This window comes from Pseudoclavibacter sp. CFCC 11306 (genome assembly GCF_008831235.1).
Taxonomy (GTDB): Bacteria; Actinomycetota; Actinomycetes; order Actinomycetales; family Microbacteriaceae; genus Pseudoclavibacter_A.
This window is the reverse complement of sequence record NZ_WBKF01000001.1, coordinates 1,411,605-1,428,119: the sequence shown is the minus strand read 5'-3', so window position 1 is coordinate 1,428,119 and position 16,515 is coordinate 1,411,605. Positions and strand designations below refer to the sequence as shown.

The following is a 16,515-nucleotide window of genomic DNA, read 5'->3' as shown; positions in this document are numbered from 1 at the left end:
GTCATGCCTCCAAATCAGCGATCAGCGGTGCACGGGTCGCAGACGGTCGTGCGGCCCCGCGATCCTGCGGCCATGCCGGGCGCACAGCCGGGCCGGTGGCGGCAGACACCGCCAGCATCACGATGATGTTGATGACCAGGGCGACGACGCCGATGTTCAGACCGAAGATGCCGATCTTGCCGAACGTGCAGACGATGACGACTGTCTCTGAGACGATCAGACCCGCGATCAGGCCCCGGGCGTTCACGAACTTCTGCCGTGTCACCGAGAGCACGTTCGAGGGAGCGAGCTGGGCCAGCCCCGCATAGGTGAGCAGATAGAGGTTCGCCATGAGATCGGGCCGTGAGAGCGCAAGGCCGAGCGACAGGAGGAGGATCACCCCGGAGGAGACGCGACCGACGAGCAGTTTGCGCTCTTCGCTGATGCCCGTCGGCGTGAGGTTCGACGAGACGAGCGTGGCGATCGCCAGCACACAGTGCGCTGCGGGAACGATGGCACAGGCGAGACCCGAGATGATCACGAGGCCCATGAGCCACCCGGGCAGCGAGTCCGACGCCAGGGTGAGAATCGCGGAGTTCTCTTCGCCCTTGTTGATCTGCAGGTGGCTGACGGCGAAGAAGCCGAGCACGATCGGAATGAACGTTGCGAGGGTGTAAAGGGGCAGCATGATGTGGTTCTTCGAGACTGCACGAGACTTGTTCGCAGCCAGCACCGCCGGCCAGCTCTCGGGAAGAGTCATCGCGCCGAGCCCGATGCCGCTGATGATCACGCTCGAGACGAACCAGACGATCCCGTAGGTCTGCGTTCCCGGGCTGACCACAAGCAGCTTCTCGGCGTTGGTCATCACGTCGGCCATCACGTCACCCGCGTGGTACGTCGCAAGGGAGCCGATCAGGATGATCACCAGAGCGACCACCATCGCGACGTCTTTGAAGTATGCGGTCAGTGCGACGCCGCGCAGGCCCGCCCACGAGACGAAGAGCAGAATCAGCACGGTGGCAACGATCATGCTGAGCGTGCCGGCCTGCTTGTACCCGGTGCCGAACGACACCATGGTTCCGAGCCCGACGATCTGCACCTGCACGATCGGCATGAAGAAGACCACCGCGAGGAATGCGACCAGGCGCCCGAGGAAGGGACTGGAGAACTGATGGCCGACCATGTCTGCGTTGGTGTGGTAGTTGAAGACCTTGCCGAGCTTCCACACGATCGGGCCGAGCAGGAACATGCCGATGTAGCCGATGACGAGGTAAGCCGGCAGGTAGGCGGCAGAGACCCCGCCGAGCACCGTGAGGCCGGACATTCCGAGGAACGTGAAGCTGGTGAAGATCGCGCCCGCCTGCAGAAAGAAGGTGGTCAGCGAACTCATGCCGCGGTCGCCGATCGACCAGCCGCTGTTGGTGTTCAGCGACCTTCGTCGACCGAGGAAGCCGAGCGTCGCGATGACGGCGAGACCGAGAACTGTTGCGAAGATCATGCGTGGGGCTCCTGTTCGGCAGTGTCTGCGATGGTGTCGTCGAGCTCAGGCTCGCTGCGGTACAGCATCGACAGGATGAGCGTGGTGGCGATCGCCCAGCCGCCGACCCAGAAGAGGATCGGTGGGAGGCCGAGCATGCTCGCCGGAGTGTTGATGAACGGGAAGAACGGAGTGAGGACCAAGGCGGCGATCGGCAGGATCAGCGCCAGGTGCGCTTTCGTGAGATGCATGGTGGGTTCCTGGGCTTTCTCATCTGTGCTGCGTGATTGCTGACGAACTTACGGGCCTGGCCGGAGGGGAATCTGGACGCTTTGTTCGGATTCACTGCCCTGACACGCCGAAATGTCCAGTGAGAAGACTCCATGCCTACGGATCAGGGGTTCGTCAAACGGCACCTCTGAACACCTGTTACGGGAGCTTTACACCGTCGAAACAATTCACACCGTACGGTGTGCCCCATGACCCTGTGCATCAGCGACGTGATCTCACATTTCGCCAGACAGCTGCAGCCAATCGTCGGCAGTGCAGCTCCGGAGTGGCAGCAGGCGATGCACTGCCCTGTTCGATGGACGACATACACCAACCTGATCGACCCGGCTCCGTATCTGAGAGCGGGAGAGCTGGTGCTCACCACGGGGCCGATTCCTGGCGCCGCAGACGATGATTCGAGCGCATCGGGATCAGCGGAGGACGGCATCCGCCGATCTGCGACTCTGCAGGGGACTCAGGCCCGGGAGTACGTTCGGCGTCTTCGAGAAGTCGGTGCTGCCGGAATCGTGGTCGGCCCGGTGCATCCGGACGGAGGCGACACGTCGTCGGGGGAGCACGAACAGGCGAGACGGCTGTTCGAGAGCCAGTGGCACGACCTGATCGACGCCTGTGCTGCGCAGGGGATGCCGCTGCTCTGGGGCAGGAACACCGTGTTCATCGAGTTCGCACGCGAGCTCGGCGCCCTGATCAGAGCCGATGAGCATCGAACTGATGCCTGGCTCACCGGCGCGCAGCAGCGCATCACCGACGCTGCGCTGACCGATGGAGGCCCGGCCGCTGTGGTCGAGCAGCTGGCCGAAGAGCTCGGATCGTGGGTGGTGTGCTTCGACGACATGGCACGTGCCCGGTATCGTTCAGCTCGTGCCGACGACCTGACCGGGGCACAGCTCGAGGCCCTGCAGTCGGCGGCCGCTCGTGTGCTCGGCAGCGGTCTCAGAGGTGCGATGCGCCTCGACGTGAGCGATGTGCAGGGAGAGCTTCAGACGCTGGGCCCCTCGCACGGGCTCGTCGGAGTGGTGGCAGTCGGCACTGTCGACTGGGCGGACGCCGACCGTCGCGACGCAGGCAGGCATCTTCTCTCGAGAGCCCGCGCACTGCTGTCGCTGTCGTTGGTGCGCACACAGGAGGTGCGTCGGGCCGAGTCCGGGCTGAGTGCAGCAGTGCTGCGGCTGCTGCTCAGCGGCGCGGTCGAGGCGGCGCACCACACCGCGGCGTCGTTCTCACCGCTGCCCGACTCCCCAGTCGTCGTCGTTGCCGGATGCTCGAACACCATGTCGGTCGACCAGGTGGCGAGCCTGCTCGGGCGTGCGCATCGTGGCACACGCTCGCTGACGACGGTGCACGAGGGAACAGTTCTGCTGGTCGTCGCATCCCACGATCTCAACGTCGACGGTGACACTCACGAAGACCTGCGCCTCGGGGTCTCTCAGCCGGTGCTCTACGACTCGATGAGCGGCGGCCTCGATCAGGCGATGGATGCGCTTCGACGAGCGCTCGCGGGCGATCAGCCGACAGTGCGCTACGAGCCGGCGGTGCTGGACGATGTGCTCACCGCCGTGCAGCGGGTGCCGGGCATGGAAGACCTTGCCCGCAGCCTGCTGCAGCCACTCATCGATGTCGACCGCGGTCGGTCAGACGCGCTTCTCGAGACCCTGCGTGTGTGGCTCGAGACCGGGGGACAGTGGGAGGCGGCATCGGCGCGGCTGCAGGTGCATCGTCACACACTGCGAGCCCGCATCGAGAAGTGCGCGCGGGTGCTCGATGTGGATCTGCGCGATCCGAAGGTGCGACACGAACTGTGGCTCGCGCTGCAGGCGCTGTCTGAGTGATGTGGCGCACCCGGCGTTCACCGCACGAGAGCGATGCATGCTCCGCCGCTGATCAGCGCGCTGCCGACCTCTGCCTCGCGGTGCAGCACCCCCGCGCACGGCGCGAGCACCTGTGTCTCCATCTTCATCGCCTCCATGACGGCGAGCACCTCGCCTTCGGCGACCGACGCTCCGTCTTCCGCCTTCCACGCGACGAGCGTTCCGGTGATCGGCGCGCACACCGCACCGGGCTCGTTCGAGCCGACGCCGTCGGCTGCGGCATCCGCGGCGGATGCACTGGCTGCGACCGCCTCGCCGCCGGGGCCGCTCTGCAGCACGGCGGCCGCAGAGACTCCGCCTGCCAGCGAGCCGACCAGCTGTGCCGGAAGCCCGAGCTCGACACGGCGACCGTCGAGCTCGATCCAGGTGCGTGTCAGCGGTTCGCTCGGCATCGGGTCAGAGAAAGGCTGGTGCAGCTCGTCGAGCCAGGAGCATTCGGTCTCGATCCACCTCGTGTGCACCGCGAAGTCGTCAGCATCGGCGGCGGCGAACGCTGGATCGTCGACGACGCGCCGGTCGAAGTCCAGCAGCGTCGGCACACCGTCGACCTGGAACTCCCGCAGCGCCTGGCGGGCCTTGCGCAGTGCCTCGTCGCGATCGGCACCCCAGACCACGAGCTTCGCCAGCAGCGAGTCGTACAGCCCGCTCACCACACTGCCTGCGACGACCCCGGAGTCGAGACGCACGCCCTCGCCACCCGGAGCGTCGAAACGGCTGATGCGCCCGGGTGCCGGCAGAAACCCACGCCCGGCGTCTTCGGCGTTGATGCGGAACTCGAAGGCATGGCCCCGTGGCAGCGGAGTCTGGTCGATCTCGAGCGGCAGCCCGTCGGCGACTCGCAGCTGCTGTCGCACCAGATCGACGCCGCTGGTCAGCTCGGTGATCGGATGCTCGACCTGCAGGCGGGTGTTCACTTCGAGAAACGAGACCGTGCCGTTCGCCCCGACCAGGAACTCGACCGTGCCGGCGCTGACATAGTCTGCGGCCTCGCAGATGCGCTTCGCCGCCGACTCGATCGCGCTGCGCTGCTCGTCGGTGAGGAACGGCGCCGGTGCCTCTTCGACGACTTTCTGATTGCGTCGCTGCAGTGAGCAGTCACGAGTGCCGACCACGACGACGTGACCGTCGGCGTCGCCGACGACCTGCGCTTCGACGTGTCGCGGGTGTGGCACGTACTGTTCGATGAAGCATTCTCCGCGGCCGAACGCGGCGACCGCCTCTCGTTCGGCCGACTCGAACTGGTCGACCACCTCGTCGAGTCTCCAAGCCACCTTCAGGCCTCGTCCGCCGCCTCCGAACGCGGCTTTGATCGCGATCGGCAGACCGTGCTGCTGTGCGAACGCCAGCGCCTCGGCTCCGTCGGCGACCGGCCCGGGAGTGCCTTCGACGAGTGGGGCCCCGACCGAGGAGGCCAGCTGGCGAGCGGTCACCTTGTCGCCGAGCGAGCGGATCGTCTGCGGCCGCGGGCCGATCCAGACGAGTCCTGCGTCGATGACGGCCTGAGCGAAGTCGGCGTTCTCTGACAGAAAGCCGTAACCGGGGTGCACGGCGTCAGCATGCGCACGTCGGGCGACGTCGATGAGTGCGTCGATGTCGAGGTACGTGTCAGCGGCAGTGGCCCCGGGCAGGGCATAGGCCTCGTCGGCGACGCGGGTGTGCAGCGCATCGGCATCGGGGTCGGAGTACACCGCGATCGAGGTCACTCCATAGGCGGCGCAGCCTCGAGCGATGCGCACGGCGATCTCGCCGCGGTTGGCGATGAGCACTCTGCTGATCATGTTCAGTTCTCCTTCGTGAGAGATGCGTCGTCGGCGGCGGATGCCTGCCCCGGAGGGGCGGTGACCGCACGAAAGCGAATGCTGGCGCCGATCGGCACCTGCCCGGCGAGATTGAGGTGATACGAGGCGACCGAGCCGATGACGGGGTAGCCGCCGGTCAGCGGGTGATCGGCCATGAACAGCACCGGCTGCCCGTTGGGCGGCACCTGCAGAGCACCAGAGGAGGTGCCCTCAGACTCGAGCTCTCGGTGGTCGCGGCGCTCCAGCGGCGTCGGCCCGTGCAGGCGCAGACCGACGCGGTTCGACTGCGCCGTGACCTCCCACTGCTGATCGAAGAGTGCCTGCACCGCGTCATCGGCGAACATCTCGGTACGCGGCCCGAGCACCACATCGAGAGTGACCACGTCGCCCGGGGCGGGCAGACGGCTGTGCAGAGTGTCGTCGGGTGCATCCGCACCCCAGATCTGTGCGACCGCAGCGACCGCGGCACGGCGCACCGGCAGCACGTCACCGGCGCGCAGAGGCTTCGGGCCAAGGCCCGAGAGCACATCGGTCGAGAGGCTGTCGAGCACCGGGGCGACGGCGAACCCACCGCGTACGCCGACGTATGCGACGCTGCCGCGCGTGGGAAAGCCGAGCTCGAGCGTCTCGCCGTCGCGCAGAGCGAAGGCCTGCAGCTCGGGAGCCGAGCGGGGAGCCTGCATCCGGGCTGCTGGGCGTTCAGCGCCCGTCTCCGGCGTCGACGCGGGGCGGACGGTGGCCGACACCTGCGCGCCGGTGACGGCGAGCACCAGTTCGCCGATCGCTCGCAGTCGCAGACCGCCGTGCGTCTCGATGCCTGCGGCATCGGAGGAGTTGCCGACGAGACGGGCCGCCAATCGGGCGCTGTCATGATCGAGAGCACCGGAACGTGAGACGCCGAGATCGGCGTGTCCCGGTCGCCCCAGATCCTGCAGCGTCGAGCCGAGCCCGGGCTCGACGACCTCCAGTGCGGTTCGCAACCCGCTGTCCTCGCCTGCGATGGCAGAGGTCTGGGGTGCAGTCGGCTGCTGCCGCGTCGATCTCTCGGCCTCGACGAAGCGCACGCGCATGCCGGGGCGCAGGGTCGCGGGAGGATCCAGGCGCAGATCGAACATCGGCAGCTCGGTGGTGCCGATGATCTGCCAGCCGCCGGGGCTGACGCGCGGATAGATCCCGCTGTACGTACCGGCCAGACCGACGGCTCCGGCGGGAATGGCAGTGCGGGGGATGCTCCGGCGCGGCACGTTCAGCCTCGGGTCGCCGCCGACCAGATAGCTGAAGCCGGGAGCGAAACCGGTGAACGCGACGGTGTAGGTCGAGGCGGTGTGCATGGCGATGACGTCTTCAGGAGTGACGCCGAGCAGATCCGCCACCTCGGCGAGGTCGTCTCCGTCATAGCTGACCGGCACCTGGACGATCTCTCCGTCGGCACCGAGCGGCGCGCTCACGTCGCGTTCCAGCAGCAGCGCGGTGAGCTCGGCGGCATCGATGCGGGTCGGATGAAAACGCACGAGCACCGTGCGGGCGGCAGGAACGAGCTCGTGCACTCCCGCAATCGGATCGTCCAGCAGCGACTGGTTGAGAGCCACCGCCTGCGAGAGCTCGTCCAGCTCGACTAACAGCACATCGGTGTTGACCGGCAGCACGCGCATCTCAGACCTCGTATGTCGTGTCGGAGACGTCTGAGACGAACATGTATCCCGGGGCGTGCGTGATCGCGAACGGAAGTCGCGAGGCCATGACGGCCGCCTGCGGAGTGACGCCGCACGCCCAGAACACCGGCACCTCGCCGTCATGCACGGGCACTGCATCGCCGAAGTCGGGTCGCGCCAGATCGGAGATGCCCAGGCCGGCCGGGTCGCCGACGTGCACGGGCGAGCCGTGCACCGCCGGATAGCGACCCGAGATCATCGCCGCCTCGGCCACTCGATCCGACGGGATCGGCCGCATCGACACGACCATCTCGCCGTGGAAGGCCCCCGAGGGGCGACACTGCCGATTCGTGCGATACATGGGAACGTTCGTTCCCTCTGCGATGTGCCGAACCTCGATGCCCGCCCGCTGCAGCGGCGTCTCGAAGGTGAAGCTGCAGCCGATGAGAAATGCGACCAGATCAGGGTGCTCCGCCCAGGCCTCCGTCGCATCGGTCGGCTCGTCGACCAGCTCGCCGTCGCGCCACACCCGATACTTCGGAAGGTCGGTGCGCAGATCGGCGGTCGGCGCCAGTACCGTGCGAGGCGAGCCGGGATCGGTCACGTCGAGCACCGGGCACGGCTTCGGGTTGCGCTGGGCGAAGAGCAGAAAATCGTAGGCGTACTCGCGTGGCACGGCCAGCAGGTTCGCCTGCGCCATGCCCGGGGCGACGCCGGCGGTGGGCAGGCACTCGCCGGCGCGGTAGCGCTCGCGGGCGGTTCGGGCTTCGAGCTGCGCGGATGCGATGGGGGAATTCATGCGGCCTCCTCGGTGTCAAGCGTGGAACGAACGGCAATTCCTTCGTGCTGTAAGCGGTCACGAATCGCCCGGGCCATGTCGAGAGCACCCGGCGAGTCGCTGTGCACGCAGACCGATTCGGCATCGAGATGGAGCCGGCTGCCGTCGACGGCGATCAGCGTGCCGGTCTCGGCGAGACGAACGATGCGATCGGCCACGGCATCCGCATCACTCAGGACGGCACCGGGCTCGCGACGTGAGACGAGCGTGCCATCGGGCTGGTAGCCCCGGTCGGCGAAGGCTTCGGCGATCACCCGGAGGCCGGCTTCGTCGGCGACACGGGCGAAGACCGAGCCGGCCAGTGCCATCACGGCCAGGTCTGAGTCGTACTCGCGGATCGCCTCGACCACAGCCGCCGCCTGCACCGGATCGACGGCGATGCGGTTGTAGAGCCCGCCATGCGGCTTGACGTAGCGCATGCGCCCGCCGGCCGAACGCGTGATGCCGTCGAGCGCGGCGATCTGATAGAGCACGTCGGCGGTCAGCTCCGGCGAGGCGACATCCATCGCGCGACGCCCGAAGCCGGCGAGATCTCGGTATGCAGGGTGGGCGCCGATGACGACGCCTCGGCCGACGGCCGACTTCGTCGTGTTCATGAGACCGATCGGGTCGCCGGCGTGAAAGCCGCAGGCGATGTTCGCGCTGGTGACGATGTCGAGCATGGCGTCGTCGTCACCGAGCGACCACCGGCCGAAGCCTTCGCCCATGTCGCTGTTGAGGTCTATTGCTGTCATGATGCTCCAATTCTGCGCCCGAAGTCTCGACGACGGGCGGTGCAGGTGTGGTGCTGCGGTGATGATGCTGCGAGGTCACCGCGGTGATGGAGGGCCGGCGGGCGCTCCGGGGAGGGGAGAGCACCCACCGGCCCGGTCTGATGCCGGGTCTGAGCAATCAGGCTACGAGAGGCCGAGCAGAGCGAAGATCGGCTGGATCGACGAGATGCCCATCCACCAGGTGAAGACGCAGACGAGCGCTCCGAGGATGAGCAGCCAGATCGGGTAGCGGTAGTTGCCGAGCAGATCGCGCCGGGCGAAGCCGATGTAGATCATCAGCGTGAGGCCGATGGGCAGGATCAGTCCGTTGAAACCGCCGGCGAAGACCAGCAGTGCTGCCGGAGCCGTGCCGAGCAGCAGGTAGACGACCAGCGAGACGGCGATGAAGCCGATCGTGGTGATGTTGCGCAGACGCGGTTCGAGGAACTTCGGGCTGAAGACGTTGAAGAATGACACCGAGGTGTACGCGGCGCCGATGGTCGACGTCGTGCCGGCCGCCCAGAAGATGACACCGAAGATGCGGAACCCCCATTCGCCGAGCGCGACCTGGAAGGCCTGCGCGGCGGGGTTGGCGGTGTGACTTGCGAGATCGATCGTGACTCCGCTGGCTGCGACGCCGAGAATGGCGAGGAACAGCAGGTAGCGGATGACGCCGGTGATGGTGACGCCCCAGAACGATGCCGTGCTGATGGCTTTGATGTTCTCGCTGCCGGTGATCTTCGCATCGAGCAGGCGATGCGCGCCGGCGTAGGTGATGTAGCCGCCGATGGTGCCACCGACGATCGTGGTCAGTGCGGCGAGGTTGACGTTGTCGGGCATCACGGTCTCGGTGAGCGCGTGGCCGACGGGCGGCTGCACGACGAAGAGCACGACCACCACGATGGCGACCTTGACCGCGGCGAGCGCGATCACCACTCGATCCATCACCTTTCCGGCGCGTTTGTACAGAAAGATGCCGATCGCCAAGAGCGCGCCGATGAGCCCGCCGATCTTCGGGTCAAGCCCGATCGCGGCGTTCAGCCCGAGGCCGATGCCGGCGATGTTGCCGATGTTGAACACGAGCCCGCCGAAGATGACCAGCACGGCGAGCACGTAGCCGGTGCCCGGAATGGCGGCGTTGGCGAGCTCTCCGGCGGTCTTGCCCGAGAGCCCGATGATGCGCCAGACGTTCAGCTGCACGATGAAGTCGATGACGATCGACAGCAGGATGCCGAATCCGAAGGCTGCGCCGAGCTGCACGGTGAAGGTCGCCGTCTGCGTGATGAAGCCGGGGCCGACTGCAGACATGGCCATCAGGAAGACCGCGCCGATCAGGGAGCTTCGGCGTTCTTTCAGAAACTGAGCGGTCTGGCTGCCCTTCGAGGCAGAAGGACTGACGCTCGATGATGAGGGCTCTCGGGTTTCCGACCCGGGAGAGGTCTCTGCGCTCATGGTGCTCCATTCGAACAGGCGGGCGTCGGCCCGCGGTCATCGTTGACTGTGCGATATCGTACAGGTTGTTCAACAAAGAGCATGAACACTTGAAATATGATCGGAGTTTCGTTCATGTTACAAGTAGGTGAAGTGAACAATTACCGACCGGTTCAGGCCGAATGCATTGAGCGTGTCACCATGGGGCAGCCGGGAGCCGAAACGGGGCGGGTAGAATTTCTGCTGTGACCCAAGCGCTCCCACTCTCCGTGCCTGAGAAGGCGGCGCAGGCTCTGCGTGTGCTGATCACCGACGGCGAGGTCTCGCCGGGAGACAAGCTTCCAGAGGCCGATCTGGCCGAGCGGCTGGGCGTGTCTCGGAACACACTGCGAGAGGTCTTCCGCCTGCTCGCTCGCGAGCGCCTGGTCGAGCACGTTCCCAACCGCGGGGTGTTCGTCAGCCGCCCCGGTCTTCCCGAGGTCTTCGACGTCTTCCGGGTGCGGCAGCTGATCGAACCCGAGGCGATCGCCGGTGCCGCACCGGGGCATCCGTCGCTCGAGCGCATGAGAGACTGCGTGCTGCGTGCTCGAGCCGCGGCCGAGGCCGACGACTGGCGCGCTGTCGGCACGGCCGATGTGACGTTTCACGAGGCGGTGATCGCCCTCGCCGACAGCCCGATACTCGCAGACCTGTATCGGTCGCTCGCCGCGCAGCTGCGGCTGATGTTCGGGCTGATCGGCAGCCCGCGCTACATGCATGAGCAGTACATCGACCGCAATGAGCAGATCGTCGGCCTGATTCAGCGAGGCGACTCTGCGAGTGCGGCGCAAGAGATGCGCGCATACCTGCACGACGCCCAAGAGCAGATCGTCAACGCCTACGTCTCCGGGCGAGTCTCCTCAGTCTGAGCCTCACCGCGTCTTCGCCAGCTGAGGCGCGAGCCCGATGTAGGTCTCGGGGCGCAGAGCGAGCAGACGCTGCTTCGCCTCGTCGCCGATGTCGAGGCCCTGTACGAACTCTTCGAGATCGGCCTGACCGATGCGATGCCCGCGAGTGAGCCCTTTGAGCAGCGTGTAGGGGTCGTCGATCTTCGAGCGACCGGCTGCGACCTCGGCGCGGATCACGGTCTGGATGGCCTCGGCGAGCACCTCCCAGTTGTGGTCGAGATCGTCGAGCAGTGTCGGCGCGGCCAGCTCGACCGTGTTCAGCCCCTTGGCGACGTTGTCGAGTGCGAGCAGCGAGTGCCCGAACGCCACGCCGATGTTGCGCTGCGTCGTCGAGTCGGTGAGGTCGCGCTGCATGCGGCTGGTGATGAGCGTCTGAGCGAGTGATGAGAGCAGCGCGTTCGAGAGCTCGAGGTTGGCTTCGGCGTTCTCGAAGCGAATCGGATTGACCTTGTGCGGCATGGTCGATGACCCGACCTCTCCTGCGACCGGGATCTGATGGAAGTACCCCATCGAGATGTACGTCCAGAAGTCGGTGGCGAGGTTGTGCAGGATGCCGTTGAAGTGCTCGACCGTCGAGTAGAGCTCGGCCTGCCAGTCGTGCGACTCGATCTGCGTGGTCAGCGGGTTCCAGGTGAGGCCCAGGCCCTCGACGAAGTCGCGTGAGACGTCGGGCCAGTCGGCACTCGGGTCGGCGACCACGTGCGCGGCGTAGGTGCCCGTCGCGCCGTTGAACTTGCCCAGATACTGCTGTTCGCGCACATGCCCCAGCTGGCGACGCAGGCGGTGGGTGAACACTGCCAGCTCTTTGCCCATCGTGGTCGGCGTCGCCGGCTGCCCGTGCGTGTGGGCGAGCAGGGGCACGTCGCCGTAGCGCTCGGCGAGCTCCGCGATCTGGGCGACCACGGCATCCGCCTTCGGCAGCCACACCTCGCGCACCGCGTCGCGCACGATCACGGCGTAGGAGAGGTTGTTGATGTCTTCGCTGGTGCAGGCGATGTGCACCAGCTCGGCGCGATCTGCCAGCCCCAGGGCAGGCAGATGCTGGCGGATGAACACCTCGACGCTCTTCACATCGTGCTTCTTGACGGCCTCGAGCTTGGCGAGCTCGTCGATGCTGTTCTGATCGAAGTCGGTGACCAGTGCTCGCAGACCGGCCTTCTGCTCCGCGGTGAGCGGGCTGGTGCCGAACAGGCCGTTGTCGGTCAGAAAGATCAGCCATTCGACCTCGATGTGCACGCGCGCGCGGTTCAGGCCCGCCTCGCTGAGGTACTCGCCGAGGCCGCTGACGGCCTTCTGGTAGCGGCCGTCGAGAGGGCTGAGTGGCTGGTGGTCGAGAGTGCTCACGGTAACTCCTGCGAAGTGGTGTGGTCGCGTGCGGCGTACCGCACATCATGGCTAAGTCTACCCGGGGGTGGTGCGTTGCTCGGGAGGGCATGTGTCGTCGCGATCGCGCGCCGTCTGTATATGCAGATGTGAAATCAGGTGGAAATTCCGTCGATATCCTCGAGCAACTTTTAAGCCATAAGTTTCAAATGTCCAAAATCGATGGTTTGGAATCGTCGTGCAGATGAAGTCTTTGAACGGTAATGAGGAGTGGAATCTATGAAGTCCGAAATGACGAAACGATTCAAGGGCTGGACGAGTATCGTCTCAATTCTTGCGGTCAGTGGAGCGCTCTTAGCCGGTTGCTCAGGCACTTCAGAGAGTCAGACAAGCAGTGATGGAGATACGATTCCCAATGTGTCGTTGGACGGGGTGCAAAAGAGCGAGCAGCTCAGTGCTAGGGTCCCAAGTGACATTGCTGCAAGAGGGAAACTGATTGTTGGCTCTGATACCACCTTTGCTCCAGCAGAGTTCCTAGCGGGACCAGATGGTAACACGCCCGTAGGATTTGACGTGGATCTTTCAAACGCGATCGCAAAAAAACTGGGCTTGGATCTTGATTTTCAGAGCGCCAATTTTGATTCCATTCTTCCTGCACTAGGAACAAAATACGACATTGGTGCTTCAGCATTTTACATAACGAAGAAACGCCTCGAGGCAGTCAATATGGTCTCGTACCAGAAGGGAGGGTCGACTCTCCTAGTGAAGGCGGGAAACCCGCACGGACTGACTCTAGACAACCTATGCGGTCAGACCATTGCTGTGCAGACTGGTTCGACACAACTAGACGACCTCCAGGAATTCTCGAAGAAATGTCAGGATTCCGGTGAGCAAGCGATCGATGCAATCGAGCTGAAGACAAATGCTGAAGCTATTACACGCCTCAGTACGGATGGTGCAGTCGGAGTGCTCAGTGGCCAAACGCTGCTTGGGTATGCCGCGACACAGAGTCATGGTCAGCTGGAGACAATCGATGCGACTTACAATGCAGGAATTGATGGTATTGCAGTAGCGAAGTCGGACACCGAATTTGCGCAGCTAATTGCCGACACAATCAACGAACTGATCAATGATGGAACGTACGCACAGATCATGTCGGCTTGGGGGCAAAAGGGCTTAGTGGAACGCGCAGATGTAAATCCAGAGACATCGATGTGAGTAGGGTGTAAGTAATGTCCGACGAGTCTATGATATCGACCGCGAGTCTTCTCAAGAACCGCAGAGTACAATCCGTTCTGACCTCGATTAAAGATCGTGAGTCAGTGACTATTGAGCAACAGGTTGCCCTTAGCGAGACCGCAGCTCCAACTTTTGATGAGGGGCTCCGAAGCCAGCTCTTTCAAGACCTGCTCGTTCGCACTGGCGTTCATGATGTTCTGCCAGACGCAGACGGCAATGTGATCGGTCGGATCGGCAACGTAGGAAATGGGCCTGTCCTGATGATTACTGCACACCTTGATACTGTCTTTGACGCTGATACTGATGTCGCTGTTACCAAGAAGGGTGCCAAACTGTATGGCCCAGGTATCTGCGACGATTCCAGAGGCTTAGCCGCTGTTTTATCAGTAGCGAAAGCGCTCGTTGAAATCGAGGATGAGCTTTCAGGTGGAATTCTGATTGGAGCGAACGTTTGTGAGGAGGGGAAGGGGAATCTCAACGGAATCAAGCAGTTGATGAATGCGTATAATTTCGATGCATTTATCACAGTCGACGGCGCAACCCCTGACCGACTCATTACACAGGCCACTGGATGTCTGAGCTATGTAGTCGAGTTTGAGGGACCAGGCGGTCACTCCTTCGGCAACTTCGGGCGACCGAGTGCTATTCACGCTGCTGCTCGGTCGGCAACTGCAATTGCGGATATCTCCGTGCCTGAAGAGCCAAAGACAATCTACAATGTCGGGGTGCTCAGAGGAGGAGTTACTGAGACTGCTATTGGATTCTCCTGTCGAATGGAGATCGATCTTAGGTCTACCGACGACCGTGAGCTCGCGATCTTGGACACAAAAGTCAGGGACATAATTATTGCGGCAGTTGAGAGAGAAAATGATATCTCGGACTGCGAAGCTGGAAGAGTGAGCTTCGACATGCGGCAGACTGTCGACATTCCAACAGGGTCGCAGGCTCCGGATGCTCCGCTGGTACATGCTGCAGCTGAGGGTCTTCGATCAGTGGGGTTGGAACCTCAGATGCAAGAGGCTGCGACTACGGATGCAAACGTGCCAATTAGTCGTGGAGTTCAGGCAGTCTGCATGCCGGGGGGTGGAACGGGTAGTGGGCTTCATTCAACAAATGAATCCTACGACATCACGAACAGTCACTTGGGACCGCAGGCGGTGTTCATAGCTGCTCTGTTAGCAGTCGGACTCACGGGCATCTCTCCCCTATTAGAGGCCGAAAGTAAGGTAAACTGTGAAAGTACGAAGTAGCGGCCCTGAGTCTGTCGACGCATCTACTGCTGATATCGAACTGATTCATGCTCGGGCAGTGAGACATCCTGGCAGGTGGATCTCGTCGATAGTTGTCGTCTTTCTTCTTGTCTGCTTTATTGATGGGCTTTTCTCTAATCAGAATTTCCACTGGGACATTGTCGGTCAGTATCTGTTTGCGCCAAATATTCTGAAGGGCGTCCTCTGGACACTTATTCTGACTATCTCGGCGATGGTCATTGCGATCGTTTTGGCCTTGTTGCTGACCATCATGCGTGAATCAGAGAATCGACTGCTGAGATACGTCGCCAATGTCTGGCTCTGGTTCTTTCGTGGGACGCCTGTTTACACCCAGCTGGTCTTCTGGGGCCTGTTTGCTGTGATCTATCCCAAACTTGGGATTGGTCTCCCCTTTGGAGGGCCTGAGCTGTTCTCGATTTCGACTCAGGACTTCTATAACGCAACGGTCGCGGCGATCGTTGGGCTTGCTTTGAACGAATCAGCATATCTCGCGGAAATATTCCGATCAGGTGTGAATTCGGTTGCGTCGGGACAGCTGGAAGCGTCTGCAGCCTTAGGGTTGTCTCGTCGATATACATGGACAAGAGTCGTGCTACCGCAGGCTATGCGTATCATTATTCCCCCTACAGGCAATGAAATGATTGGCATGCTCAAAACGACATCGTTGGTTCTAGCTGTCCCATTCACTCTAGAACTTACTTACGCTGCAAATGCTGTAGCGAATAGGCTTTATCTGCCGATCCCCTTGCTTGTGGTGGCTGCCACATGGTACTTGGCTATCACCAGTTGTCTTATGATTGGTCAGCATTTTCTTGAGAAGCACTTCGGTAAGGGGCATTGAATGTCTGATCAGTTCTCAACGAACCACAGTAAATCGTCTTGCGCAGTTCGTCTAAGTGGTGTTCACAAGTTTTTTGGAGATGCGCACATCTTGACGGGCGTTGATTTGGAGGTCAATCGCGGGGAAGTTGCAGTCATAATAGGACCTTCTGGGTCTGGAAAATCGACAACTCTGCGTACTATTAATCTCCTCGAGAATATCCAAGCCGGCGAGATCTGGGTGGACGGTCAGAGAATGGGGCTTCGTGAGAAGGAAGGTACGCTCTACGAGCTTACGCCCGCTCAGACTGCCGCTCAGCGAGCCAGAATCGGGATGGTCTTTCAGCATTTTCATCTGTTTCCGCACATGACGGTCATTGAGAATCTTGAGCTTGCGCCGAAACTGATGCAACATCGGTCTTCACGTGATCTCCGAACAGAGTCTCTGAGTTTGCTCGAATCAGTGGGATTGAAGTCTAAAGCAGAGAGCTACCCGAAAGACCTTTCCGGGGGGCAACAGCAACGTGTCGCTATCGCGCGAGCTCTTGCTCTCAAACCTCAGCTGATGCTGTTCGACGAGCCGACAAGTGCACTTGATCCTGAGCTGGTCGGCGATGTGCTGGGCGTCATGAAAGACCTAGCCGAGAGCGGAATGACGATGATCGTTGTCACTCACGAGATGGGATTTGCCCGAGAAGTGGCCGATTCAATGGTTTTTATGGATCAAGGACGGGTTATCGAACGTGGAACTCCGGGCGAGATTCTTGATCATCCGAAGAATGAGCGAACGCGTGCATTCCTCGAGCGAGTTCGGTAGGTCACTTCAGCC

At 62.8% G+C, this 16,515-nt stretch carries 14 protein-coding genes; 6 read left to right on the top strand and 8 right to left on the bottom strand.

Going from position 1 to position 16,515, the window contains the following annotated elements; all coding sequences use genetic code 11:
* Position 1: 1 nt before the first annotated feature.
* Positions 2-1,477 (bottom strand): sodium:solute symporter family protein, encoded by a 1,476-nt coding sequence (locus tag F8O09_RS06345; RefSeq protein WP_158054315.1) that lies wholly within the window; start codon positions 1,475-1,477, stop codon positions 2-4.
* Positions 1,474-1,707 carry a hypothetical protein gene (locus F8O09_RS06340; protein ID WP_158054314.1) on the bottom strand — a complete coding sequence of 78 codons (234 nt, stop codon included), beginning with the start codon at positions 1,705-1,707 and terminating at the stop codon, positions 1,474-1,476. Before F8O09_RS06340 ends, F8O09_RS06345 begins: the two co-directional genes overlap by 4 nt.
* Positions 1,708-1,935: 228 nt before the next feature.
* Here F8O09_RS06340 and F8O09_RS06335 point away from each other — a divergent pair, with 228 nt between their 5' ends.
* Positions 1,936-3,576, top strand: a complete 1,641-nt coding sequence (locus F8O09_RS06335) for a helix-turn-helix domain-containing protein (RefSeq protein ID WP_158054313.1) — start codon at positions 1,936-1,938, stop codon at positions 3,574-3,576.
* A 17-nt stretch (positions 3,577-3,593) separates the two neighbouring features.
* On the opposite strand, the gene F8O09_RS06330 is transcribed toward F8O09_RS06335, so the two are convergent.
* The 5 genes from F8O09_RS06330 to F8O09_RS06310 all read right to left on the bottom strand — a co-directional run bounded on the left by F8O09_RS06330 (position 3,594) and on the right by F8O09_RS06310 (position 10,108).
* Positions 3,594-5,393: an acetyl/propionyl/methylcrotonyl-CoA carboxylase subunit alpha gene (locus F8O09_RS06330; RefSeq protein ID WP_158054312.1), complete on the bottom strand. Its 1,800-nt coding sequence runs from the start codon at positions 5,391-5,393 to the stop codon at positions 3,594-3,596.
* A 2-nt stretch (positions 5,394-5,395) separates the two neighbouring features.
* Positions 5,396-7,066 (bottom strand): carboxyltransferase domain-containing protein, encoded by a 1,671-nt coding sequence (locus F8O09_RS06325; RefSeq protein WP_158054311.1) that lies wholly within the window; start codon positions 7,064-7,066, stop codon positions 5,396-5,398.
* A gap of 1 nt (position 7,067) precedes the next feature.
* Positions 7,068-7,865, bottom strand: coding sequence for a putative hydro-lyase (locus F8O09_RS06320; RefSeq protein WP_158054310.1), 798 nt, complete (start codon positions 7,863-7,865; stop codon positions 7,068-7,070).
* Positions 7,862-8,638 (bottom strand): LamB/YcsF family protein, encoded by a 777-nt coding sequence (locus tag F8O09_RS06315; protein WP_158054309.1) that lies wholly within the window; start codon positions 8,636-8,638, stop codon positions 7,862-7,864. The genes F8O09_RS06320 and F8O09_RS06315 overlap by 4 nt, the downstream gene beginning before the upstream one ends.
* 162 nt (positions 8,639-8,800) lie before the next feature.
* Positions 8,801-10,108, bottom strand: a complete 1,308-nt coding sequence (locus F8O09_RS06310) for an NRAMP family divalent metal transporter (protein WP_158042286.1) — start codon at positions 10,106-10,108, stop codon at positions 8,801-8,803.
* Between the two features lie 224 nt (positions 10,109-10,332).
* On the opposite strand from F8O09_RS06310, the gene F8O09_RS06305 reads away from it, so the two are divergent.
* Positions 10,333-10,995 carry a GntR family transcriptional regulator gene (locus F8O09_RS06305; protein WP_158054308.1) on the top strand — a complete coding sequence of 221 codons (663 nt, stop codon included), beginning with the start codon at positions 10,333-10,335 and terminating at the stop codon, positions 10,993-10,995.
* 3 nt (positions 10,996-10,998) lie between these two features.
* On the opposite strand, the gene purB is transcribed toward F8O09_RS06305, so the two are convergent.
* Entirely contained in the window at positions 10,999-12,378 is a 1,380-nt protein-coding gene (gene purB, locus F8O09_RS06300; protein WP_158030587.1) for an adenylosuccinate lyase, read from the bottom strand.
* Positions 12,379-12,636: 258 nt separating this feature from the next.
* Between purB and F8O09_RS06295 the strand changes: the two genes are divergently transcribed.
* From F8O09_RS06295 to F8O09_RS06280, 4 genes are read left to right on the top strand one after another with little or no spacing between them, the layout of a single operon-like run.
* Complete coding sequence (locus F8O09_RS06295; RefSeq protein ID WP_158054307.1) at positions 12,637-13,575, top strand: ABC transporter substrate-binding protein; 939 nt, start codon at positions 12,637-12,639, stop codon at positions 13,573-13,575.
* Between the two features lie 14 nt (positions 13,576-13,589).
* Complete coding sequence (locus F8O09_RS06290) at positions 13,590-14,846, top strand: M20/M25/M40 family metallo-hydrolase (RefSeq protein ID WP_158054306.1); 1,257 nt, start codon at positions 13,590-13,592, stop codon at positions 14,844-14,846.
* 58 nt (positions 14,847-14,904) lie between these two features.
* A complete protein-coding gene (locus F8O09_RS06285; RefSeq protein WP_225732893.1) occupies positions 14,905-15,708 on the top strand; it encodes an amino acid ABC transporter permease in 804 nt (267 codons plus the stop codon).
* On the top strand, positions 15,709-16,503 hold the full coding sequence (locus F8O09_RS06280; RefSeq protein ID WP_158054305.1) for an amino acid ABC transporter ATP-binding protein: 795 nt from the start codon (positions 15,709-15,711) through the stop codon (positions 16,501-16,503).
* Positions 16,504-16,515: the final 12 nt, after the last annotated feature.